Raw genomic sequence first — 24,429 nt, 5'->3', positions numbered from 1 at the left:
TTATAAATTTGCTGTTTGTTTTTGTTGTGAATTAGGGTTAAGCAGTACGCGATTGACAGCGTTTAGAAACGCGTGCGCAGAAGCTTCTAATACGTCCTGGGCAGCGCCACGACCGTTAATTGGTACGTCATTTACTGTAAGGCGTACATGGACTTCGGCTAAAGCATCACGCCCTTCGCCAATTGAGCTTAAACGATAGTCTTCTAGGTGAACCTCTTCATGAATCAACGAATCTAGTGTGTTGTAAATGGCTTCCACACTTCCACGTCCAGTGCCTGCTGTTTCTTCTTTAGAGCCATCTGGTGTCGTTAGAACGACTGTAGCAGTAGGAATGTTAGAAGAACCATACTGCACTTGGAATGCATCCAATTTATACTTAGGAGCATCTTGCGTATCGGTTTGAACGTTGGTAAGAATCGTGAAAAGATCTTCATCTGTTACTTCTTTTTTACGATCCGTTAAGCTTTTGAAGGATTTAAAAGCATCCATTAGATTTTCTTCAGAAAGGGAATAACCTAGACCTTCTACTTTTTCTACGAATGCGTGCTTACCAGAATGCTTGCCTAGTACCATGTTACTCTTATGGATGCCAACCATTTCTGGAGTGATAATTTCATAGGTAGAAGCGTTCTTCAGCATGCCATCTTGGTGAATACCAGATTCGTGAGCGAAGGCATTGCGACCTACAACAGCTTTGTTTCCTGGTACTTCCATGCCAGTAAATTTACTAACCAAGTCACTAGTTCGTTTAATTTCACTAAGAACTAGGTTTGTTTGATAGTTATAATAATTATTTCGAATGGTTAGAGCGACTGCGATTTCTTCAAGACTAGCATTTCCTGCGCGCTCCCCAATGCCATTGATGGTACCTTCCACTTGAGTAGCGCCATTTTCGATGGCTGCTAAGGAGTTTGCTACAGCCATACCAAGGTCATCATGGCAATGGGCAGATAGGGATACTTGATCAATATTTGGCACATTTTCACGAAGGTAACGGAAAAGATCACCGTATTCTGCAGGGGTACTGTAACCAACTGTGTCAGGTACGTTAATGACAGTAGCTCCTGCATCAATTACTTTTTCAATGATTCTTACTAAAAACTCCCGATCAGAGCGACATGCATCTTCTGCTGACCATTCCACTTGAGGGAACTTCTCTCTTGCGTAAGACACCATATCTACTGCAATATCAATTACTTCATCAGGTGATTTCTGTAGTTTGTGTGTCATATGAATAGGGGAGGTTGCTAGGAAAATGTGCAAGCGCGGCTCTGCAGCATCTTTTAACGCTTCCCACGCTGTATCAATATCTGATTTCTTCGCCCTGGCAAGACCAGTTACGGAAGAATTTTCAATCGTACGAGCGATTGTCTGAACAGAGTGAAATTCACTTTGGGAAGAAGCGGGAAAACCCGCTTCCATAATATCTACACCAAAACGTTCCAGTTGCTTAGCAATTTCAAGTTTTTCTAATTGATTCAGGTTAACGCCAGGGGACTGTTCGCCATCTCGTAGAGTTGTGTCAAAGACCTTAACGTGAGCCATTATTGACCACTTCCTTTTCAGATTTGACTTTTTCAGATTCCTTAACGAAAGGCATCAATTCTCGTAGTTCACGACCTACTTGCTCGATTTGATGTTGGTTCTCACGAACGTTGATAGCGTTAAATTCTGGACGATTTGCCTGGTTTTCAAGGATCCAACCTTTTGCGAAAGCACCTGTTTGGATGTCGTTCAGTACGCCTTTCATGCGTTCTTTCGTGCCTTCATCAACGATGCGTTTGCCGGATACGAAATCGCCCCACTGAGCTGTATCGGATACAGAATAACGCATGTTCTCTAGTCCGCCTTCATACATAAGGTCAACAATTAGCTTCAACTCGTGCATACATTCGAAGTAAGCAACCTCTGGTTGATAACCAGCTTCTGTAAGTGTTTCAAAACCTGCTTTTACAAGGCTTGAAAGTCCGCCACATAGTACAGCTTGCTCACCGAATAGATCTGTTTCAGTCTCTTCTTGGAAGGAAGTTTCTAGTACGCCTGCTCGACCAGACCCAATTCCTTTAGCATAAGCTTTCGCTACCTCACTTGCCTGACCAGTGTAATCCTGGAAAACACCATATAGGGAAGGGACTCCAGCACCTTCTTCGAATGTGCGTCGCACTAGATGTCCTGGTCCTTTTGGAGCTACTAGGAATACATCCACATCAGCTGGTGGGACAACTTGATTGAAGTGAACGTTGAAACCATGTGCAAATGCCAATGCATTTCCGGCCTGTAGATTTGGTTTAATGTCATGTTCAAATACAGAAGGTTGATGCTCATCTGGTAGAAGCACCATAACCACGTCTGCTTCTGCTACTGCGTCAGCTACGCGTTTAACTTCTTGGCCGTCGTTTTCTGCTTTCGTCCATGATTTTCCTGGGCGAAGTCCAACTACTACGTTATAGCCACTTTCTTTAAGGTTCTGCGCGTGAGCATGACCTTGGGAGCCATATCCTACTACTGCAACCTTTTTCGCTTTTAATACCTCGTCTTGAATATCGTTGTGATAAAGTACCTCTGCCATGTTTGATCATCCTTTCGAATTTTTAATGAGTATTGTTTATATTAATCTTGCTAGTTCGTGCTTTCATCCATCCTATTGTAATAATGAATAGGAGGAGGTGAGGTCAGCAACTTGAGGCTGCTGTCCCCGCTGAAATGCGGTTAATCCTGTACGAGCTAATTCTTTAATGCCATATGGGCGAAGCAATTCAATGAGTGCTTCGATTTTCTCGGATTTGCCTGTGGCTTGAACGGTAAGGCTTTCCTTACTAACGTCAATGACATCCGCACGAAACGGTTCAATGATGCCTTGAATTTCGCTTCGCTGTTGAGCATTACTCCCAATTTTAATGAGGGCAAGCTCTCTAGCTACAATTGCTTTCTCTGTAATATCTGAAACTTTCAAAACATCAACTTGTTTGTTTAATTGTTTTGTAAGTTGCTCGAGTTTCTGGAAATCCTCTACATCTACGACAAACGTCATTTTCGAAATGCCTTCTGTTTCTGTGCGCCCAACCGATATACTTTCAATGTTAAATTGCCTTTTTTGGAGTAGGCCTGTAATTCGGTTTAATACACCACTGCGGTTTTGAACGGTAGCGGTTATGATTCGTTTCATGTTGGTTTCACTCCAATCATTTCATGTAAACCTTTTCCTGGAGCGATCATAGGATAGACGTTTTCTTGTTGAAGGACGCGGCAATCCAATACGACTGGTTCATCGTTTTGCATTAGTTCAGGTAACACTTCTTCAAGATGTTGCTGGCTTTCGATTTTTAGTGCATTAACATTGTAACTTTCACTTAGTTTTACGAAATCCGGTTGAGTGTGAAGAAGTGATTCCGAATAGCGCTCTTCATAGAATTTTTCTTGCCATTGTCGAACCATTCCAAGTGCTTCGTTGTTTACAATAACCACTTTTACTGGATATCGCTTTTCCTGTAGGATGGACAGCTCTTGCATCGTCATCTGGAACCCACCATCTCCAACTACTGCAACAGAAGCCTTCTCTGGATTGGCAAGATAAGCACCGATGGCTGCAGGGAAACCAAAGCCCATCGTTCCAAGTCCTCCTGATGTTACCCAACGATTAGGTTCATTAAAGGTATAGTACTGAGCTGCCCACATTTGATGCTGCCCGACATCAGTGGTTACAACGGCATCACCATTAGTTGCTTCATGAACTTTTTCCATTAACCACTGTGGTACCATTTTTTCCTCAGGATTGTTGTACCAAAGTGGATATTCTTCTTTATATTCTTGAAGATGGCGTAGCCAGTCTCCATGATTCGTTGATTCCACATCATGCTTTTGAAGAACTTTCAATGCTTCTTTGGAGTCAGCAACGATTGGAATGTGCGTTGTGATGTTCTTACCAATTTCAGCTGGGTCGATGTCTACGTGAGCAACCGTTGCATTGGGTGCGAAATGTTCCAGTTTTCCGGTTAATCGGTCATCGAATCTAGAGCCGATATTAATGAGTAAGTCACATTCATACAGCGCCATGTTGGCGGCGTATGTTCCGTGCATGCCTGCCATACCCAGGAAAAGTTCATCGTTTCCAGGATAGCCTCCCAGTCCTAGTAGCGTATTGGTAACTGGGATTGCATGATGGTGAGCGAATGCTTTTAGTTCTTCTGAAGCATTGCCGTGGATAATTCCAGCTCCTGTTAGCAATACAGGTTTTTTCGCTTTCGCCAGTGCATCCTCTAGTTTCTTAATTTGAAGAGGGTTTGGCTTAAGGTTTGGTTGATAGCCAGGAAGATAGAATGTTGATTCATATTCTTCTTCGGCTGGACCAGATGAAATATTCTTCGGGATATCAACCACTACAGGACCAGGTCTGCCAGTAGAAGCGATATGGAAAGCTTCTCTAACAATGCGAGGCAGGTCGCTGATGGATTGAACTTGATAATTGTGTTTTGTAATTGGGGTTGTAATTCCCATTACGTCAGCTTCCTGAAAGGCATCAGTGCCAATGACATTTGAAGCCACCTGACCTGTAAAAATAACTAAAGGTAATGAGTCCATCATAGCGTCTGCGATCCCTGTAATAAGGTTTGTAGCTCCAGGACCTGATGTAGCAATTACAACACCTGGCTTACCTGAAACACGAGCGTAACCTTCAGCTGCATGAATAGCGCCTTGTTCATGGCGAGTTAAAATGTGTTCAAATCCATCCCCAGCTCTGTAAATCGCGTCATAAATCGGTAAAACAGCACCTCCGGGATAACCGAATAGTGTATCAACTTTTTCCTGAATCAAAGCTTTGACGAGTAGATCAGCACCTGTATTTGGCTTAGAGTTAGAATCTGTGTTCATGGCCATTTTTGCTTCTACCTTCACCTGTAATCCCTCCATTTCAATGAATAGTTTTTTTATTAATCGTTCCTCTTTGGTGGGAACGTTCCCATTGGGTTAGGTTGTTTAGCAATATTCCTCATTTATTTTTATTTTCACCTTGCTACATCCAGCTATTGCTCCCAGTGTATAGTGAGAGAAATGTGCGACTAAGCTCGCTTCTGCAATCAAAAAAAACAGCCAAGATCTAGTTCACCCCAAATACGACCGCCTTCATGGCGGATGTGTAGGGGCGAAAGATCTTGGCTTTCGCGGTACCACCCTAATTTATAGTATCCTCTCGAACACTACCTTATGAGACTGCCCGCAAGATGAAAAAGAGATAAGGGGGGTCTCTTTTGATAACAGGTGCATGGTCAACACCTGGCTGAGCCTACTAAACGAATCGTTCAGCCCAGCACTCAGGGATGATGTCGGATTAAGGTGTATTTCCGGGCTTCCAGCAACCCCGGCTCTCTGTGAATACAGCATCTTAAACCTTTATTCCCGTCGTCGTGTTTTACGACTATACTTTTATTAAAGTAAATTGATTAACGATTATCTTAGCTAACCACAGCGTCTTGCTGCCTATCGGGGTAACATTGTACCCCGTCTCTTGTTACAAGTTCTCTGAATAGGGCAAGAAGTTCATTTGTCATCTCGCCTGGTTTTCCTTCACCGATTTTACGTTGGTCAACTTCTACAACAGCAATGACTTCAGCTGCCGTCCCTGTAAGGAATACTTCATCAGCTACATATACGTCATGGCGAGTAAATGGTTCTTCTTTCAAGTCATAGCCATGTTCTTTTGCTAAATCAATAATGGCGTTTCTGGTAACACCTTCAAGAGCTCCTAGATAAACAGGAGGGGTATAAATCGTGCCGTTCTTAACAATAAAGATATTATCTGCTGATCCTTCCGTTACATATCCTTGATCGTTAAGCATTAACGCTTCGTCTACGCCAGCTTGGTTGGCCTCTAATTTAACCAAAATATTATTTAAATAGTTAAGAGACTTAACTTGAGGACTTAAGACGTCTGGTCGATTGCGTCTGGTAGAAACGGATCCTAATCGTAATCCTCGTTCATATAGTTCCTTAGGAAAAAGAGCGAGTGCTTCGGCGATCACCACAACTCGTGGTGCTGAACAGCTTGATGGATCTAGGCCAAGGTTTCCAGCGCCTCGAGATACAACGACGCGGATATATGCATTGTCAAGTTCATTGTGTCTGATTGTATTGACAATAATCTGCTTTAATTCCTCCTTCGTGTATGGAACATCAAGCAAGATCGATTGTGCGGATTCATATAGGCGTTTTAAATGTTCTTCTAAACGAAAGACGTTTCCGCTATAGGCACGAATTCCTTCGAACACCCCGTCTCCATATAAAAATCCATGATCGTAAACAGATACTACGGCTTCTTCCTTGTTGACGAATTGGCCGTTTAGGAAAATCCATTGACTGCTCATACTAACACTCCTTTCCTTTAAAGTTTTCGTTATGAGATGTGTTAAAGCATTCAAGTTTTAAGATAGCCCCTGCGGTTTCAACTTTAGTTTGTAGTTGTACGCTTAGGGCTTTTGTCAACCCCCTGATAAAAAACAGGAAGCAGTGCATTTCGATAGGTAATGAATAGCTATCGGTTTGTTGTGATTGATGACAATCATAAGCCCGTTTTGAGCTGTGGTCAACAGGTATATTCTAATTTTTCAGATAGTTTAGACTAATCAGAACAAAAGAAACCGCTTACATCGTTGTCCTTATAACAAACCATATGGTCGAAAAAAATTATAAAAAAATTTATTTTGTTTGCTTGAAAAGTACTTATGTATCTCTCAAAAGAACAAAAGTGAGGGGGGTGGAGGACAACTATTCTTATTAAACCCCTGTCATGATGGACTTTTTCTCATATTTCTCAAAATAAAAGTAAAAACCGTGATAAGTGTCCAGACATTAGTTAGGCGAAATACATATATTGATTGCAGGTCAGTAATTTGAAAGGAGCGTTGTTCCATGTCGTCAAAAGAAAATAAAGAAATTCGCCGTAGAAGTATGTTTGATCAACTCTTTGATATTCATCCTAATCGGTCATTACTCGATACAATGGATCAATTTTTTACAGATGCATTTGGAGCCGGAGGAGGGCTTCCCGTATCAAGACAAGATGGTAAATCCCACTATACAATTGAGGTGGCGTTGCCTGGGGTTTCTAAGGAAGAGATTGATTTAGAGTTAATGGATGATACGTTACGCATCACTGTAGATAGACAGGAATCAGTAATAAATGATACTGCTAAAACAATGAGTGAAAATAAGTCCTATCTAGAAAGAACAATTCGGTTGCCTGAAAATCTTGTATTACGAGAAATGAAAGCACGATATGATAATGGGGTATTAAAAGTTCGATTTCCTAAACGTAGAGGGAAAAAGGTTGATATTGAGTAGATGAAAGGACGTGTAAAGCGTCCTTTTTTTGGTTGTATTAGTAGTTTGATAGGGAAGTTATTCCGAATAAGAGGCATAAATCTTGAAAACTTGAAGTCGAGATAATCTACAACTGTACAGAGTGTCCTCGGGCCAAAATGCGGCCCTGTGTTGTCTCGACATATCCGTTTTTCCACGGTAGTCTCCCCATTCTCAGAGGGTTAGTGAGGAGAAATAGTGATTCAGAGCGACACTTTGAAAATTGGAGCGAAAATGGAAAAATCAGAGCGAGTTTTCCGGAATAGGAGCGAGCGCGAAGATCTGAGTAATTTTACCGATTTTAGAGCAACCTGTAACGCGTGCGCTCAAGCTGTATGTGAATACCATCATTCAGAAATTAGGTTCAAATATCCTTCCACTCTAACCTGGCTATATTTCCGTTCATTCCAACAAAAGCAAAGGTGGCCTAGGAGCAAGGAGACTCCCGAAGGAGAAAGAGGTAGGCGAGATCACTGAGGGCGCTTTTCCCAAAGGGAGAATGATTAAGGGGAGGTTCGACTAAAACCGTCACATCGTGTGACAACGTCGAACGACCCTACATCGTGTAGGGCCGACAGGACGCGAGTTGTTCCCATTCCACCTTTATTCTATCGAAAGCAACGGAAACTTTCTCTTACTTACCCATATTATCTTGAACTCAAGTCTTCAAGATAATGGGGCTTTTATGAAACATTAAGGAAAGTATAAGAAGGAACTATCATATGAATTAACTAGATTTGATGGTCATTGTTAGAATTTTGAAACATCATAGCTTCTCTTTCGTAAATTGTAGGTAGAGAAAAGGGGGAGTTTTATTATGAGAACGTTCGTCATTGCAGGGGTTACCATTATCATAGAGACGATTCTTTTATGGCTGTTCTCTCTATGGCTAGGAGTCCATTTGCTTGAGATTTTACTGCTTGGTGGTATTTCGATTTTTGGAATAGCATGGTTTTTCCAACAAGGTTCGACCTATGCTAATAATCATATAAATACCATGACTAGAGGTTGGACAGGATTAGATACGGGAGGGGTGCGTGTTTTTCGTTTCAAGGTGGGCCCTGTAGTGTTTGGGTTACTCATGTTTATCCTTATTAGCTTAATCATTACTGTTATTTATTATGTGGAGATTTAACATAAGATACTTTTGGATGATTCGACCTAGGTAGGTACTTTTGTAAGCGTCAAAAGTGTTTTAAAAAATGATAAGTAGGCGTACCTACTTATCATTTTCTTCCATTGAACTAGGAGCAGGTTGTACAGCAGCTCCCATATCTGTTGCAAGGGTAACAATAGACTGGTTTATGCGCCAAATGTAATAGAGTTTATACACGAATAGTTGTTGGGAAAGAGATGATCTCTGGTTGGAGTATCGTTCGACGATTTTCCGATCCTCTTCTAGTTCCCAAACAGTTATGTTACCGTGACCTTTTATAAGCTGGATGACATTTGTAATATTAGCGATTACATATTGTTTGGTATGCGTTAATGTATTTTCAATAATAGCATCCATATCAGGGATAGGGTGCCGAGTTGAATGTAAGTGCTTCGCATAATAATTAATGGCAATTAAAACGGTTAACCAACGTTCAATACCGGAACGAGCCAATCTTCCGGGTCGATTTCTTAGGGAAATGGAATCGATGCGTAGTTGGTAGAGTTGTTGGTCCAGTTCAAAGCTTTTTTCTGCAAAATTATTATGTTGTTCCTTGCCTAAAAGGTGATCTAGATACGCTTCTATATAAGATGATAGTTCTTCTAAAAACATAGTCATGGTTTCTGCTACTTTGTCCCGTGTTTTTGTTGGAAATACGAGAGTTGCAGCAAGCAAACCAATATATGCTCCGATGAATGTGTCAACAACACGAACCCCCATGACTTCTTGTGTGATTCCCCCAAGTAGTAAATCATACAACATCGCAATGATCATCGTAATCCAAAAAATCATGACCGAATAGGAAACAGGGAACAAGTAAAATGCCATGAAAATGCTGAAGAAAATAAACGCTATCTCAACAGTAGTATGTGAAATAAGCTGAGCTACTCCAAAGCCAACTACAGCCCCAAGCACTGTTCCTAATGTGCGCTGATTTGCTTTAACAAACGTACTTCCTACAGATTCAGTTCCCATAAAGATAATAAAGGAGGATAGAAGAATCCAATATGGATGCGTTGGAGTAAGCGTGTATCCCAGGTAAACAGAAACACTACCGGCGATTACGGCTTGGATAGCTTTCTTTGTAGCTGGGTATAGTCCTTTTTGGTTCTCTGTTTTTGAATCATCTTCTTCAACTATATCTTCTTGGTCTTTTTCTAAATGTTCTACACGTTCCTCGTGCAGCTCAGAAGCTCCTTCGATAACATGATTGGCTATCGATTCAATACGCCTCACTAAATACAACCATTCTTCTTGATCTTCACTAGTTGTATTTCTGATTTGTGCACGTAACGCTTGAATCGCTTTTTCTGCTCGGTTGAGTTGAACCAACACATTATCATCACGTAAAACTCTTACATTCCTGATCGACTCGAGTACATCTAGTAACGCATCCTGGAAAGGTGTCTCTTGAAAAGCTTGTAATTCTCTAAGTCGCTGAATAGTGGGAGATAGGGTTTGCATAAGCATTTCAGCATCATATACATAGAGACGGAGTTCGTTAGCACGAATTCCTTTCCATACATTCCCTGGATTCGTTGTCCCTAACTGACCTGATATATTGCGTGCATATTCGTTTAATTTTGTTAAATTACGATCTAGTGTTTTAATCTGTCGTGATGTAATCGATGGTGATATAACCATTTCTTTGACTAAATGAAGAATAAGATTCGTTTGTATATGAAAGGAATGCATGCTTTTTTTTAGGACTTGATTTGGTTTGTATTGCAATAAGATAAAGTTAAAGAAGTAACTATATAGAATTCCAATTGTAATACTTAGATAATACCAAGCGACTTGATTGAACTGTATATCTAGGATTGTAGTAAAATAAATGGAAAGGAATGCAATCATACATATAGAAAAATAACGAATGGAGAAGCGAGATAGATAAAAAGCTAAAAAGACAACAATTAGAATCATTACATCAGAAAGATGGTAAAAATCTAATAAAAAACTGCCTGTGGTGATTGATATAGCACTGGATAACCCCATGAGCCATATTGTAACCTTCTTTTGTGCCTCTGTTTCATCAAAGAGAACAAAGGAACTGACTAACCCCACAACCCCTGCAAAAATCGGCATTGTTACGTTGGTACTGCTATTATCTAGGAACAATAAAAAATAATTTGTTGTAATTACACTTAAAATAACACTTAACGTGATTTTGATAGCGGTCATTAATCTCATTCGACCTGGGTCGGATGCAGACAGGCGCGCGCTCATATGTCGGATAAATTGGATAAATGATGTTTGTGAGTTCATACCTTTATCATACTTGATAACCATCTTTCAGTCCAAGGTATGTGTATTATAGAAAATATTCAAATTTTATTTACTTCATTCAATTAACGCACGAGCTTCACATTTATAACATAAATGTGAAGCATTTTTTGCTACTGAATAAATATTAACCTCTATATTACTTTAAACCAATATCAGTTTGATGCTGAATTCCTCTAAAAACTTCCTGCCATAAATAAATTAATGCAAAAAACCTCTACACTTCTATTGTTAACCGATGTATAATCAGGTTGACAATGATGGTGAGTTACTATATTCTACTTACAAATAAGGAACAAAGTAGGTGATTCAGATGGAATTAAGAACAATGATTTATGCTTCATTATTTGCTGCAATCGTAGGTGCTTTAGGGTTATTACCACCACTAATAACTCCTTTTACACCTGTGCCGATTACAGCACAGACACTAGGAGTCATGCTTGCAGGTTCTTTGTTAGGTGCTAAAAAAGGTGGATTAAGTTTATTGGTTTTCGTCTTATTAGTAATGGTAGGCGCCCCGCTTCTTTCTGGTGGACGGGGAGGTTTAGGGGTTTTATTTGGTGTATCAGGTGGTTACATATTAAGTTGGCCAATCGGAGCGTTCGTGATTGGTTATTTAGTGGAACGCTTTTGGAGTCGGATGAATATCGGATTGTTTATCTTAGCCAATCTAATCGGAGGAGTCATAGTTGTTTATGCGATGGGGGTTACCTACCTATCAATTATTACCGATACTACGTGGGGACAAGCAGCTTGGTCTGCACTCATTTACATTCCTGGTGATCTAGTGAAAGTGGTGGTTGCTTCTGTTATAGCTAGACAAATGATGAGAGTGTACCCTCTTATAGAGAAAAGTCGCTCAAACAATGTATCAAGAGCAGTTTAAGAGCATCTAGGTTTGCCGTTTGAGGCAGGCCTTTTTTCTTAGATTATCTATTACTGTATAATTAAGGGAAATGCGTTTCGATGGAGGGCTGCACTATGTCTATTATTGGCGACCGTATTAGTAAATACGCATCTAGCCATGCTAGTAAACTTGCAATATCTACAACAGAAGAAGAAGTAACTTATAAAGAATTACAACTGCATATCGATCAAATGCAGCAAATTTTACTATCCCTTATTCCTGATATAAAGGGGAAGAAAATAGCGTTTTTACTTAACCATAGTGTGAGTTGGTTAGAAGTGTTTCTGTCCATTAGTGGTGTTGGAGGGATTGCCATTCCGCTAGATTCTAAATGGAAGGGTAATCAAATGAAACAAGTGTTAGCTGATTGCAACCCAGATATGGTTGTATCTAATGATTCGTTTTTAGGAAAATACCCTATACTAGAAACTTATTCGTATCAACCTGTTAGTCGTTTCTATCAACTACCAAAGCGATTCTCTCAAAAAAAAGAGGTTGGAGAAGATGATTTATTTTATATAGGTTATACATCTGGAACGACAGGTACTCCAAAAGGATTTATGAGAACACATGGTTCGTGGGCTGATTGCTTTTCTGAGGGAATGAAACGGTTTGGGTTAACACAAGATGATAAGATTTTTTGTCCTGGTCCTCTAGTACACAGTCATTTTCTATATGCCTCTTTGCAAGCTTTGCATATCGGGGCAACGCTTTATGTGAGCAATTATTTTGACGCAGAAGATGTTTTAGACCGCATTGATCGTGAAGAAATTACCGTTTTGTATGTTGTTCCAACCATGTTTGAAGCTATGCATAAAATGACTCAGCAATATACATTAACGAGTTTGAAAACTCTAATTTCTTCTGGAGCCATGTGGGGGAAAGAATCTAAGCAAAAAGCTATTGATTTGTTACCCAACGTACAAATATATGAGTTCTATGGAGCGTCAGAATTAAGCTTTGTAAGTGTGAAAGATGTAAGGGATGAACTACATTCAGAAGGTAGTATTGGTGTGCCGTTCCAACAGGTGGAATTATCTATACGCACAGAAAATGGGGGTGAAGCACCATCTGAAGAGGTAGGAGAACTTTATGTCAAAAGTCCCTGGATATTCTCAGGATATTTGAATAAACCCGAAAGAACAGATGAAGTTTTTGCTGGAGAATGGGCTACAGTGGGAGATCTCGGATATAGGGATGGCTCAGGTAATATTATTCTTATTGGACGTAAGCACAACATGGTCATTAGCGGAGGGTTAAATATTTATCCTGAGGAAGTAGAGCATGTTATTCGGAACCATCCACACGTAGAAGATGTTATCGTATTAGGTGTTGAGGATGTCTATTGGGGGGAAAAAGTCGTTGCTATTTATATACCATCTCAAAGTGATCAACTAGATGTGGATGAACTAAAAGCACATTGTAAAACAGAGCTTCCAAGCTATAAGTGTCCAAAGAATTGGATACAATCCTCACATTTCTACTACACCTCTAGTGGGAAAGTATCCCGAGACAAAATGAAACAACGGATTCAATTAGCAGTGAGGTGAAAAGATGAATAACGCGGTCATCGTTTCAGTTAAACGAACAGCAATTGGTAAAATGGGAGGGGCTTTGGCGCATTTAAGACCTGAGCAATTAGTAAGTCCTCTTGTCCAATCCATCATCAGCGAGACGAATCTAGATCCGGTGATGATCCATGATGTGGTCTTAGGAAATGTAGTAGGTCCTGGTGGTAATATTGCTAGACTATCAGCATTACAAGCAGGACTTCCAATCTCAGTTCCAGGAGTAACAGTAGATCGGCAGTGTGGGTCTGGTCTTGAGGCAATTAATCTTGCATCGCGTCTCGTCCAGGCAGGAGCAGGCGACATGTATATAGCTGGTGGTGTGGAAAGTACGAGCAGAGCACCATGGAAAGTAGAAAAGCCCTTCTCTTTATTTGATCCTAATGGTCCAACTTTTTATGGAAGAGCTCGTTTTTCTCCTGAAGAGATTGGCGACCCCGAAATGGGTGAAGCGGCAGAGAATGTGGCCTCGGCTTATAACGTTTCAAGAGAAGATCAAGATGCCTACGCCTATCAGAGTCATCAAAAAGCATTAAATGCACAACAAGAAAACGTATTTAAGAGTGAAATTGTACCTGTAGATGGAGTTGACATGGATGAATGTCCACGTCCGAATACTTCATTAAGCAAGCTCGCACGCCTACCCTCTGTCTTTCGAGAAAATGGTACAGTGACGGCAGGAAATGCTTGTCCATTAAATGATGGGGCAGCGGTTGTACTGATCATGTCAGAGGAGAAGTGTAAATCGTTAGGTTTAACTCCTCTTGCGAAATTCATTGATGCTACAAGTGCTGGAGTAGACCCTAACTATCTCGGTATCGGTCCAGTTCCAGCAGTAAGAAAACTACTGGAACAACAGGATTGTGGGGTTGAAACAATAGATGTTGTAGAATTTAATGAAGCTTTTGCTTCTCAAGCATTAGCCTCTTTACGAGAGTTACACATTCCGCTACATAAGGTCAATCTATCTGGTGGGGCATTGGCTCTAGGACATCCATATGGAGCTTCAGGCGCAATTCTCATTACTCGTTTGGTTACCGAGATGAAGCGGCGTCATCTTCATACAGGTCTTGCTACCCTTGGTATTGGTGGAGGTCTGGGACTAGCTACCATGCTTGAGAATGTAGAGGAGGAATAGAAAGATGGATGCTAGCTTAATAGGTTCTACAACTAAGGTACAGTCGATTTGTATTTCTCCGCAAGAGATAAAAGAGTACGCAGAAGCTATATTCATACACAATGGTATATATATTGGTCAAAACACAGCTATAGAAGAAGGGTATGAGGATATTCCTATTCCTCCTACAATGCCCATTGTGTTTTGGAAATCGATACATATCCCTTGGCTATCCACTTTGGACGGGTTAGTACACACGAACCAGAGTTTCCATTATGATCAATCACTTTTGGCAAATAGAACGTATGAGTGTGTAGTAGAACTGACCAATGTCGTTGAAAAACGTCGTCATAATAAAAGAATGACATTTTTTGAACATAGGTTACTCATTTATTTTCAAGGAGAGTTACACGGAACAGCTTTTACAACGCTTATGGCTATGGAGGAGGGAGTTACATGAAGCATGAAGGGAAGCAGACACACGTAGGTGAGATTGCTCGTGTAACTCGTAAGCATGTCGCTCGTTATATTCGAGCTTCTGGTGATGATAATCCGATTCACTACGATGAAGAAGCAGCAAGGAATACAGGTTTTAATCGCCCTATAGTACATGGGATGTGGACACTTGGAGTGATGACCTCTTATGTTTGGAAGTGGTATGGTTCTCACGTGCAACTAACTACAGTTGATGCTTCCTTTAAACACCCCCTTTTTCTAGAGGATTCATTGCTAATCAAGGGGGAGGTTGTGGAAAGTCGAGGAAGTGATATAAAAATGAAACTAATGGCGAAAAACCAAGATGATCAAACGCTTGTTAGTACACAAATTGTAATAAAAGGAGCGAGGTAAATGAATGCTATGCCAAAAGAAGTGATTATCATTACAGGATCCACTCGTGGTATTGGCAGAAGTACAGCGATTGCTTTAGCAGCATCTGGAGCAGCTGTAGTAGTGAATGGTAGAAATGAACTAGAAGTTCAGGAACTCGTTTCCACCATTCGAGGAAATGGTGGGAAAGCTGCTGGTTGGACCGGATGTGTACTAGAAGAAAGGGCTGGAGAGCAACTTGTTCATGTTGCGCGAACTCATTTTGGGGCTGTGACAGGTCTTATCAACAATGCTGGTATTATACGCGATCAGAAATCTTATCGTATGGAGTACAAGGATTTCTCTGATGTTATTGATGTCCATGTGAAGGGTGCTTTTATTTGTAGTAAAGCTGTTATTCAAGACATGCGGTCCACTAATACACACGGATTTATTGTTAATATTACCTCGCTAGCCGGACTTATTGGTACTATAGGTCAAATCAACTATAGTGCAGCTAAAGCTGCATTAATTGGAATGACGCATACGCTAGCTAAGGAATTAGAAAAAGACTTTATTCAAGTCAATGCTATCGCACCTGCAGCAGAAACCGATATGACACGCCCTTTTATTGAAAAAGTAAAACAACAAGCTAGTCCAGAAGAACAAGTTTACTGGAGTATAGGAAGCCCTGAAGATGTCGCAACTTTTATTGATACTTTTTTAAAGGAACGCAAATTACAAGAGACAGGAGAAATCTATGCCATTAATGGAAGCGAAACTGGGAGATGGCTACCTCCTTCATATGAGCTACTGTAGAATTGGTAGAGAGCAAAATTAGGAGTGATTTTGCTCTTTTTTGTATATTCAAAGGGAGGTCGCTCATATGTTGTGGATCTCGCTCATAACCTATTTCTAGCTATAGGTTACTAAACCAATTAATGTTCCATTAATCAAGACCGTTCTCATGAAGAGTACGGTCTTTCTTCTTTATATAGGAAATAGCCTCTAGGCGGCTAAACTGGCTCCTGCGCTTTTTTTCATTAGTTATCTACCTTGGTAGGGAAATTTCATAAAAATCTCTGGAATAAAGCATATCCAATGTAAATATATTGAGAAGCAGAGAGGAAAATTTAGTCCACTCAAGATGAAAAAGGGGGATGAACGTAATGAGTAAGAAGCTTTTAGCGGTCTTTAGTTTATTGTTGGTTCTTATGTTTGGACTAGCTGGCTGTTTTAGTGGAGATTCAGAGGATGTAACAAAAGATGACTCAACGGATACTACTGATACTTCTACAGATACGGATAATAGTGAAGATACAGAGGGTACTAATGATGTCGGGGAAGAAAAAATTCTACATTTGAATAACTCTTCAGAACCGGGGGCGCTACATCCCGGTTTAGCAGAGGGTACGCACGATTCATGGCCACTGAATCACTTGTTCGAAGGGTTAACGAAGAAAAGTCCGGATGGAGAAGTGGAACCAGGAATGGCTGAAAAATGGGAAACGAGTGAAGATGGTCTAGAGTGGACATTCTTCTTGAAGCAGGATGTGAATTGGTCGAACGGAGATCCTGTGACAGCAGAAGATTTTAAATATGCTTGGTTGCATGCTCTTGATCCAAATGTAGGTTCATCTTATGCGTATCAATTGTATTATGTGAAAGGTGCAACAGAATATAACTCTGCTGATATTGAAGCAGTAAGCGATGAAGACCTTACGAAGCTTCGTGATGGAGTAGGAATTGAGGTTGTAGACGAAAAGACATTAAAAGTAACGTTAGCTCAACCAACACCTTACTTCTTAGATTTAACTTCATTCTACACATACTTCCCAGTTAACAAGAATGTACAGGAAGGAAATCCAGAATGGTACCAAGAAGCTGATGGGTATGTATCAAATGGCGCGTTCACACTGGAAGAGTGGAATCATAAGGAAAGCATTACACTGAAGAAGAATGAAAACTACTACGATAAAGATCGTATCAATCTTGATGGCATTAACTTCTTAATGATTGAGGAAGCATCTACAACATGGCAAATGTACCGTAACGGTGAGTTAGATTTCCTTTATCCACTACCACAGGATGTGGTTGGTCAAATGAGTGAGAATGATGATCCAGAATTTAATATTGCTCCAGACCTAGCTATTTATTACTACAACTTCAATACAGAGAAAAAACCATTTAATAATGCAAAGGTCCGTAAAGCACTTTCTATGGCAATCAACCGTGAAGATTTAGTAGAGTTCGTGGCACAAGGTGGTCAACAGCCAGCATATGGTGTTGTACCTGAAGGCATTAATGATGTTGATGGTGACTTTCGTCAAAATGGTGGTGCTTTATTCGAGTCGGATATAGAAAAAGCAAAGGAACTACTTGCTGAAGGCCTAAAAGAAGAAGGTATGGATTCCATGGATGAATTCGTGATTCTATATAATACTTCGGAAGGTCACCAGGCGATTGCTTCAGCAATTCAAGAAATGTGGCGTAAAAATCTTGATGTTTCAACAAAGCTAGAAAATGTAGAATTCCAAGTTAAACTAGATCGTGAGAAAGCTGGAGATTTCATGGTTTCACGTGCAGGTTGGATTGGGGATTATGTTGACCCGATGACATTCATGGATCTGTGGGTTACAGATGGTCCTTATAATGATGCAAGTTGGAGTAATACAGATTACGATAGTTTAATAGATAAAGCCAAAACAACCATGGATGCTGCAGAACGTATGGAAGCAATGCATCAAGCGGAACAAATTCTCATGGATGAAATGCCTGTTATGCCAATTTATTTCTACACCAAACCATTTACTGTTAAACCTTATGTGAAAGGTATCTACACACCAATCAACAAATATACACAATTCCATTATGCTGATATTGAGAAAGAATAAGATGATTCTATTTTAAGTAAGATTTTGGTTTGACTGTCCTGCTGCCTTTCGAGGTGGCAGGACTTATCCTATATCTAGTGATGGACTTGCTGTTTTATTTACTTGTATTGGGGTGAAGGGTATGTTTCGTTATACATTGAAGCGGTTGGGATGGGCCATTGTAACACTATGGGCAGTAATTACAATTACCTTCTTATTAATGCACAGTATTCCAGGGAACCCATTTGCGAAAGAAGGAACAATGCCAGAAGCTGTCTATAATAACCTGCAGCATTATTATAATTTGGATAAACCACTGGTTGTTCAATATGGATTGTATTTAAAACAGTTAGCGCAATTTGACTTTGGGCCTTCGTTAAAGTCGAAAACAATCACGGTAAATGATTATATTGTTAACGGTTTCCCAGTTTCTTTGCATCTTGGTATGCAAGCACTAGTGATTGCCATTACATTTGGACTCATTTTTGGAGTCATTGCTTCTTTAAATCGAAACAGGTGGCCTGATTACGTATCCATGGTGTTATCGATTATTGGAATCTCAGTACCTAGCTTTATTTTAGCTACGTTCTTAATTAATTTCGTTGCAGTTGAGTGGGGGCTCCTACCTGTGGCAACATGGCAATCATGGTCGCATACAGTATTACCATCTATATCTCTTGCCATGATGCCGATGGCGTATATCGCGCGTCTGATGCGCTCAAGTATGCTAGAGGTGTTAGGTCAGGATTATATTAATACAGCTCGTGCAAAAGGGATCGCAAAGCACATGATTATTTTTAAACATGCGATTAGGAATGCGATTCTTCCAGTTGTGACAGTATTAGGAATCATAACTGCAAACCTCGTAACAGGCAGCTTTATTATTGAACAAATCTTTGGCATTCCCGGTATGGGTGAGATGTTCGTGAAAGGGATTTTTAACCGTGATTATCCTGTTATTTTAGGTTCGACAATCTTCTATGCAGCTATTTTAATCTTCCTTGTGTTTATTGTAGACATTGCTTATACATTTATCGATCCAAGAATTAAGATAACGGGGGAGAGTAAATGATGAAGAACAATGAACAATTGACAAAGGAAATGTTTCAGAAGGTTCATGATAACTTCCAACATGCAGAAAAAATCAATCGACCAACTGTTTCGTATTGGTCGGATGTGTGGCGTCGTATTAAGGAAAATAAACTTGCTATGTTCGGCTTAATCCTAATTATCTCGCTTTCTGTACTTGCCATTATAGGTCCTTATATAAATGGCTATTCATACTATGAACAAAACTTCATGGAAAAAAATCTTAAGCCTAACGCAGAACATTGGTTTGGGACAGATCAACTAGGAAGAGATATCTTTACCAGGGTGTGGTATGGAGCGCGTATTTCCTTATTTATCGGAATGATGGCAGCTCTTATCGATTTTTTAGTTGGTATCCTTTATGGTGGTATTTCCGGTATGGCAAGTGGGCGAACAGACAATGTCATGATGCGAATTGCCGAAATTTTATATGCGATACCTTATTTACTAATGGTTATTCTCCTGATGGTTATAATGGAGCAAGGTTTATGGACGATTATTTTGGCTATGACCCTTACTGGTTGGATTCCGATGGCTAGACTGGTTAGAGGGCAGGTGCTTCAAATGAAGGAACAAGAATTTGTTCAGGCTTCAGAAGCACTTGGTGCTAAAACAGGCTGGGTGTTACAAAAGCACATGATACCCAATACAATGGGACCTATATTAGTAAACGTAACGCTAACAGTGCCTACGGCTATATTCGCAGAAGCTACGTTGAGCTTTCTGGGATTGGGGATTCCAGCGCCACAGGCAAGCTGGGGAACAATGGCTAATGATGCATTAGATAGTATTTTAGTAGGGAACTTTTATCAGTTGTTTTTTCCTGCCATTTTGATTTCTTTAACAATGTTTGCATTTAATGTGTTTGGTGATGGACTTCGAGATGCATTAGATCCTAAGCTACGAAAATAAACGGGAGAAAGTAGGATATTTCGTGAGTCATATATTAGAAGTGAGAGATTTAGTCGTTTCCTTTCATACCTTTGGGGGAGAGGTACAGGCTGTGCGTGGAGTGAATTTTTCTGTGCCGAAAGGAAAGACAGTAGCTATTGTAGGGGAATCAGGTTGTGGAAAGAGTGTAACTGCCAAATCCATTATGCAGTTACTACCTAAGCCACCAGCTGAGTACAAACAAGGCGAAATCTTGTTTAATGGAGAAAATATATTGGCAAAATCAGAGAGGCAGATGCAGAGAATTAGAGGTAATGAAATAGGTATGATCTTCCAGGATCCTATGACCTCTTTGAACCCTACTACAAAAGTAGGCGCTCAAATTACAGAAGGGATTTTAAAGCATAAGCATGTAACAAGAAAAGAGGCAAGGTCTCAAGCAATCGAATTGCTGAATCTCGTCGGCATTCCACAACCAGAAAAGCGTGTCGACCAGTATCCGCATGAGTTTTCGGGAGGAATGCGTCAAAGAGCTATGATTGCCATTTCCCTAGCTTGTGAACCTGAGCTCTTAATAGCAGACGAACCTACGACAGCCCTTGACGTTACCATCCAGGCGCAAATTCTGCAGCTGATGAAAGATTTACAAACTAAAACAGGAACATCGATTATCTTAATTACCCATGACCTGGGTGTTGTCGCAGAAACATGTGATCACGTGGTAGTGATGTATGCTGGACAAGTTATCGAAACAGGTACAGTGGAAGATGTTTTTGAAACACCGCGACATCCTTACACAAAAGGGCTGATGAAGTCAGTTCCACGCCTAGATCAAAATAGAGAGCAACCCTTGATTCCTATTATAGGATCTCCTCCTGACTTAATGGATCCAACGCTCGGTTGTCCGTTCTTCGCACGTTGTGAACATGCAATGGAAGTATGTCGTAATCATAATCCTTCATTTGAACATATGGGAGGAGAACAATATGCTTCCTGTTGGCTTCACCACCCATTAGCAAAGGCAGCAGAATAAAGTGATGTAGGGAGGAGAATCATGATGGATACCAAGGAGAGTAAGAATGAAGCGGGTGTGACGAGTGAGAGCAGAGGACCTCTTTTACAGGTGAAAGGATTAAAGAAATATTTTAAAGTGAACAAGCAGCACCTAAAAGCTGTGGAGAATGTCACATTAGATATATACGAAGGGGAGACGGTCGGTCTTGTAGGTGAGTCAGGATGTGGTAAGTCTACGGCAGGTCGTGCCATTATACGACTTTATCAACCTACCGCTGGAGATGTGTACTTTAATGGAGAAAATATAAATCAGTACTCCGGAAAAAAGTTAAAACAGCTTCGAAGAGATATTCAGATGATTTTCCAGGATCCTTATGCTTCCTTGAATCCAAGAATGACGGTGGAGGATATAATCGGTGAAGCTTTAGACATTCATGGGTTAGCAAGGGGGAAGAAGCGTAAGGAACGGATTTTAGAATTGCTTGTTTTAGTGGGGCTTGATGCAGAACACATTAGTCGATTTCCTCATGAATTTAGTGGTGGTCAAAGACAACGAATTGGTATTGCACGAGCGTTAGCAGTTGAGCCAAGATTTATTGTTTGCGATGAACCAATATCAGCTTTAGACGTGTCAATTCAAGCACAAGTAGTGAATCTACTTCAAAATTTACAAAAACAAATGGGGCTAACCTATTTATTCATAGCACATGATTTATCGATGGTGAAATACATTTCAGATCGCATATTAGTAATGTATTTAGGGAATATGATGGAACTCGGATCAAGTGATGAACTTCATGAAAATCCATTACATCCCTACACGCAAGCATTGCTATCAGCGGTGCCTGTTCCAGATCCAAAATTAAAGGATAGAGAACGAATTGTTGTCAGTGGTGATGTGCCTAGTCCTTTAAATCCTCCAAGTGGGTGTGTGTTCCGAACCAGATGCCCTCATGCAATGGATATTTGTGCAAATCAGGTTCCGGAGTGGAAAGAAGTAAGGGAGAATCATTTTACTGCTTGTCACTTGTATGAATAATGAAGAGCCATAAGAACGTTCTTATGGTTCTTTTCTTATTAAAGAAGACAGTGTAGCTTCAGCTCCAGCGCCCAGCGACTAGTATGTTTCCCTCGCCTCCGTACGATAAGTTAACATCGAATCAAGCATGTTTTCGTGTTGTCTTTATCTCCTACGGAAACAGGGGAAGTTTGATTAAAATCGCTACGTCACGTAGCAACATCGAACCAATCCACGTCGTGTGGGCCGTAGCATATACGTCGCTAAAAGGGTGCCCTGAGCTTTTGTTCTTAAAAAGACTGTGTAGCTTCAGAGCTCAATCACTACACTAGGGGTTGGTGGCCAATCATTTTAGGGGAAATCAACCTATTTGAGACTTTATTTTTAGTGAGTAAGGTGTTCAAATCATCTCTTTACAGAGTAGCATAGCTTTTTCGATTTGCAATGAAGTTAGCTATTAAGTAGATGATAATATAAATAAAGAAGGAGTAATATAGCTTCCAATGCTCACGGTCATACATATCAAGCCATTGAAATATAGGTTCAGCTACATATGAACTAAAAATACTAAAAATGATAGCTTTAACGAGAGGATTAGCGGTGGGCTTAATTTGAATTAAAGCCATTGCAATAACAGGTAGTAATGTGAAATCCCAAGGGAAAAAAGCTGGAATGGTAGGTACGACTTCAGAATGGTAATGCCATAATCCTAAACTAATACCGATTACATCAAACCAGGAAGAGACAAACAGAACAAAAAGACCTGCAGTTAACAAGCGCCAGGTACTGTCTTTTTTTCTCAGAAAAATCCATAAAATCCACGGCACAACAGCTAAAATGAAACCAATCCACCATTGTAATGAAAAAAGTACACTCTCAAAGAAAACGCTAGTAATCATATCATTAGCTTTCTCTATTAGATTGTAAGCTTCTGTCATTTTGTTGGTTACACTTTGCTCCATTTTCATTAATAATCACCACATTGTGTATTATAGAGAGTGATTTTTATTTTTTACTTGTGCTATCTTTATTATTCAGTGTGGCAATTTTAGGTGTGCAAATTAGTGTGAAGTCACTACCTTTCTCTATATGGTTCAAAATGTTGCGAAAAGACATTGCTAAGTAATCTATTTTTAGATAGATAAAATGTTAACATCGTAATCAATGAACAATCCTGTTTCAATAACGCCTGGAATTCCCGCAAGTCTAACTTCATCCTTTTTATCAATAGTGGAAAAATGGACATCGAGAATGAGGTTACCAGCTTCTGTGATAACAGGTCCGTCTTTAGCTGTAGCTTGACGTAATTGGACTTGTTCAACTGGAAAAGTAGATAGTTTCGTTTCCACTAGGTGAAGTGCACGTTGATCAACTTCAATTGGCACAGGGAATTTTTGACCTAAATGGTTAACGAATTTGCTTTGATCAATCAGGATATAATTTTCTGGGGAGCTGGCCATAACGAGTTTTTCGTGAAACATGGCCCCCCCTCGCCCTTTTATTAAATTGTGGTTTGGGTCTACTTCATCTGCACCATCAAATGCCCAGTCTGGTTTTGCTGTGGCAAGGGTCGTAGTGGGGATGCCAAGCGTTGTACATGTCATCATAACCTCTTGGGAAGTAGGAATAGCAGTAACTTTATATCCTTTTTCCTTTACATACTGGGCAATGGATTGGAGGGCTAGAAAAGCAGTAGATCCTGAGCCAATCCCTATAACGTCACCATCTTTAGCTCTTTGTGCGATTTGGTCCGCAACATGTTGCTTGGCCTCAATATTTGAAATTTCGTTTGACCACTTTATATGAGTTGCTAATGGATTGTTCCACATAAATAATATCCTCCTCTATTGGTAGCTCTTCTAATAGAATACCCGTTTTTTTCGTCTAGACACAAACTTATACCTACTTTTATTTCTATAACCGAATCTTTTACTAATCGACCTTATGTTTGAGTTTACATACGATTAGGGAATGCTAAGGAATGGTATCGAAATAGCTTCCGTTTATAAAAAATCTCCTTCCTTAAGCAGGAAGGAGTATTTATATAATGTTTGGTTATTATGATTTTTCATTGAAGTGGTTTTCATTGTGATTGGCTGGAATTTCATCTGGTAAAGGGTCGACAGTATGGTTATATTGATAGCCCTTTGAAATAGCAGCCATCGTTAGAAGAAGCACTGCAACCATGATAATCATGCATACAATTAATATGGCAAACACGTGATGTTCCCTCCTTAACTAAACGAACAATTATACTATATATTCTAGTTTATCACAGCTCTAAAGGGGGAGGAACTTTAATTTTCTACTACATCCTGCCTACATCTTACTCCAGCGCCCGGCTAGCTTCTTG

At 40.1% G+C, this 24,429-nt stretch carries 22 protein-coding genes; 13 read left to right on the top strand and 9 right to left on the bottom strand.

Going from position 1 to position 24,429, the window contains the following annotated elements; genetic code table 11:
* The 5 genes from GLW08_RS04055 to ilvE form a co-directional block, all read right to left on the bottom strand.
* The gene (locus tag GLW08_RS04055) at positions 1 to 1,545 is read right to left on the bottom strand and encodes a 2-isopropylmalate synthase (protein WP_160847277.1); all 1,545 of its coding nucleotides are present in this window, start codon (positions 1,543 to 1,545) and stop codon (positions 1 to 3) included.
* Positions 1,532 to 2,569, bottom strand: coding sequence for a ketol-acid reductoisomerase (ilvC, locus tag GLW08_RS04050; protein ID WP_160847276.1), 1,038 nt, complete (start codon positions 2,567 to 2,569; stop codon positions 1,532 to 1,534). Before ilvC ends, GLW08_RS04055 begins: the two co-directional genes overlap by 14 nt.
* Positions 2,570 to 2,641: 72 nt before the next feature.
* Positions 2,642 to 3,166, bottom strand: coding sequence for an acetolactate synthase small subunit (ilvN, locus tag GLW08_RS04045; RefSeq protein ID WP_160847275.1), 525 nt, complete (start codon positions 3,164 to 3,166; stop codon positions 2,642 to 2,644).
* Positions 3,163 to 4,908 (bottom strand): acetolactate synthase large subunit, encoded by a 1,746-nt coding sequence (gene ilvB, locus GLW08_RS04040; RefSeq protein ID WP_160847274.1) that lies wholly within the window; start codon positions 4,906 to 4,908, stop codon positions 3,163 to 3,165. Before ilvB ends, ilvN begins: the two co-directional genes overlap by 4 nt.
* A gap of 542 nt (positions 4,909 to 5,450) precedes the next feature.
* Entirely contained in the window at positions 5,451 to 6,359 is a 909-nt protein-coding gene (ilvE, locus tag GLW08_RS04035; RefSeq protein ID WP_160847273.1) for a branched-chain-amino-acid transaminase, read from the bottom strand.
* Between the two features lie 544 nt (positions 6,360 to 6,903).
* Between ilvE and GLW08_RS04030 the strand changes: the two genes are divergently transcribed.
* Both GLW08_RS04030 and GLW08_RS04025 read left to right on the top strand, forming a co-directional pair.
* The gene (locus GLW08_RS04030) at positions 6,904 to 7,335 is read left to right on the top strand and encodes an Hsp20/alpha crystallin family protein (protein ID WP_160847272.1); all 432 of its coding nucleotides are present in this window, start codon (positions 6,904 to 6,906) and stop codon (positions 7,333 to 7,335) included.
* An 835-nt stretch (positions 7,336 to 8,170) separates the two neighbouring features.
* Positions 8,171 to 8,488 carry a hypothetical protein gene (locus GLW08_RS04025; RefSeq protein WP_160847271.1) on the top strand — a complete coding sequence of 106 codons (318 nt, stop codon included), beginning with the start codon at positions 8,171 to 8,173 and terminating at the stop codon, positions 8,486 to 8,488.
* 84 nt (positions 8,489 to 8,572) lie between these two features.
* On the opposite strand, the gene GLW08_RS04020 is transcribed toward GLW08_RS04025, so the two are convergent.
* Complete coding sequence (locus GLW08_RS04020; protein ID WP_160847270.1) at positions 8,573 to 10,774, bottom strand: FUSC family protein; 2,202 nt, start codon at positions 10,772 to 10,774, stop codon at positions 8,573 to 8,575.
* Positions 10,775 to 11,105: 331 nt separating this feature from the next.
* Between GLW08_RS04020 and GLW08_RS04015 the strand changes: the two genes are divergently transcribed.
* The 11 genes from GLW08_RS04015 (at position 11,106) to GLW08_RS03965 (ending at position 22,097) form a co-directional block, all read left to right on the top strand.
* Entirely contained in the window at positions 11,106 to 11,678 is a 573-nt protein-coding gene (locus GLW08_RS04015; protein ID WP_160847269.1) for a biotin transporter BioY, read from the top strand.
* 95 nt (positions 11,679 to 11,773) lie between these two features.
* Positions 11,774 to 13,249, top strand: a complete 1,476-nt coding sequence (locus GLW08_RS04010; protein WP_160847268.1) for an AMP-binding protein — start codon at positions 11,774 to 11,776, stop codon at positions 13,247 to 13,249.
* Positions 13,250 to 13,253: 4 nt separating this feature from the next.
* Positions 13,254 to 14,405 (top strand): thiolase family protein, encoded by a 1,152-nt coding sequence (locus tag GLW08_RS04005; RefSeq protein WP_160847267.1) that lies wholly within the window; start codon positions 13,254 to 13,256, stop codon positions 14,403 to 14,405.
* A gap of 4 nt (positions 14,406 to 14,409) precedes the next feature.
* Entirely contained in the window at positions 14,410 to 14,844 is a 435-nt protein-coding gene (locus GLW08_RS04000) for an FAS1-like dehydratase domain-containing protein (RefSeq protein WP_160847266.1), read from the top strand.
* Positions 14,841 to 15,233: a MaoC family dehydratase gene (locus tag GLW08_RS03995; protein ID WP_160847265.1), complete on the top strand. Its 393-nt coding sequence runs from the start codon at positions 14,841 to 14,843 to the stop codon at positions 15,231 to 15,233. Before GLW08_RS04000 ends, GLW08_RS03995 begins: the two co-directional genes overlap by 4 nt.
* Entirely contained in the window at positions 15,234 to 16,010 is a 777-nt protein-coding gene (locus tag GLW08_RS03990; RefSeq protein ID WP_160847264.1) for an SDR family NAD(P)-dependent oxidoreductase, read from the top strand.
* Between the two features lie 350 nt (positions 16,011 to 16,360).
* The gene (locus GLW08_RS03985; RefSeq protein WP_160847263.1) at positions 16,361 to 18,085 is read left to right on the top strand and encodes a peptide ABC transporter substrate-binding protein; all 1,725 of its coding nucleotides are present in this window, start codon (positions 16,361 to 16,363) and stop codon (positions 18,083 to 18,085) included.
* Between the two features lie 121 nt (positions 18,086 to 18,206).
* Complete coding sequence (locus GLW08_RS03980; protein ID WP_160847262.1) at positions 18,207 to 19,136, top strand: ABC transporter permease; 930 nt, start codon at positions 18,207 to 18,209, stop codon at positions 19,134 to 19,136.
* Complete coding sequence (locus tag GLW08_RS03975) at positions 19,136 to 20,065, top strand: ABC transporter permease (RefSeq protein WP_160847888.1); 930 nt, start codon at positions 19,136 to 19,138, stop codon at positions 20,063 to 20,065. The genes GLW08_RS03980 and GLW08_RS03975 overlap by 1 nt, the downstream gene beginning before the upstream one ends.
* 22 nt (positions 20,066 to 20,087) lie before the next feature.
* A complete protein-coding gene (locus GLW08_RS03970; protein ID WP_160847261.1) occupies positions 20,088 to 21,077 on the top strand; it encodes an oligopeptide/dipeptide ABC transporter ATP-binding protein in 990 nt (329 codons plus the stop codon).
* A 24-nt stretch (positions 21,078 to 21,101) separates the two neighbouring features.
* Positions 21,102 to 22,097 carry an ABC transporter ATP-binding protein gene (locus GLW08_RS03965; protein WP_160847887.1) on the top strand — a complete coding sequence of 332 codons (996 nt, stop codon included), beginning with the start codon at positions 21,102 to 21,104 and terminating at the stop codon, positions 22,095 to 22,097.
* A gap of 392 nt (positions 22,098 to 22,489) precedes the next feature.
* On the opposite strand, the gene GLW08_RS03960 is transcribed toward GLW08_RS03965, so the two are convergent.
* From GLW08_RS03960 to ytzI, 3 genes are all read right to left on the bottom strand, one after another.
* Positions 22,490 to 23,044 (bottom strand): CBO0543 family protein, encoded by a 555-nt coding sequence (locus GLW08_RS03960; protein ID WP_202406379.1) that lies wholly within the window; start codon positions 23,042 to 23,044, stop codon positions 22,490 to 22,492.
* Between the two features lie 165 nt (positions 23,045 to 23,209).
* On the bottom strand, positions 23,210 to 23,905 hold the full coding sequence (gene rpiA / locus GLW08_RS03955) for a ribose 5-phosphate isomerase A (protein ID WP_160847260.1): 696 nt from the start codon (positions 23,903 to 23,905) through the stop codon (positions 23,210 to 23,212).
* Between the two features lie 229 nt (positions 23,906 to 24,134).
* On the bottom strand, positions 24,135 to 24,296 hold the full coding sequence (gene ytzI, locus GLW08_RS03950) for a YtzI protein (RefSeq protein ID WP_160847259.1): 162 nt from the start codon (positions 24,294 to 24,296) through the stop codon (positions 24,135 to 24,137).
* Between the last annotated feature and the right edge of the window lie 133 nt (positions 24,297 to 24,429).

It is taken from the genome of Pontibacillus yanchengensis, assembly GCF_009856295.1.
GTDB lineage: Bacteria > Bacillota > Bacilli > Bacillales > BH030062 > Pontibacillus > Pontibacillus yanchengensis_A.
The sequence above is the reverse complement of the archived record's forward strand: the minus strand, read 5'-3'. Positions and strand labels throughout refer to the sequence as shown.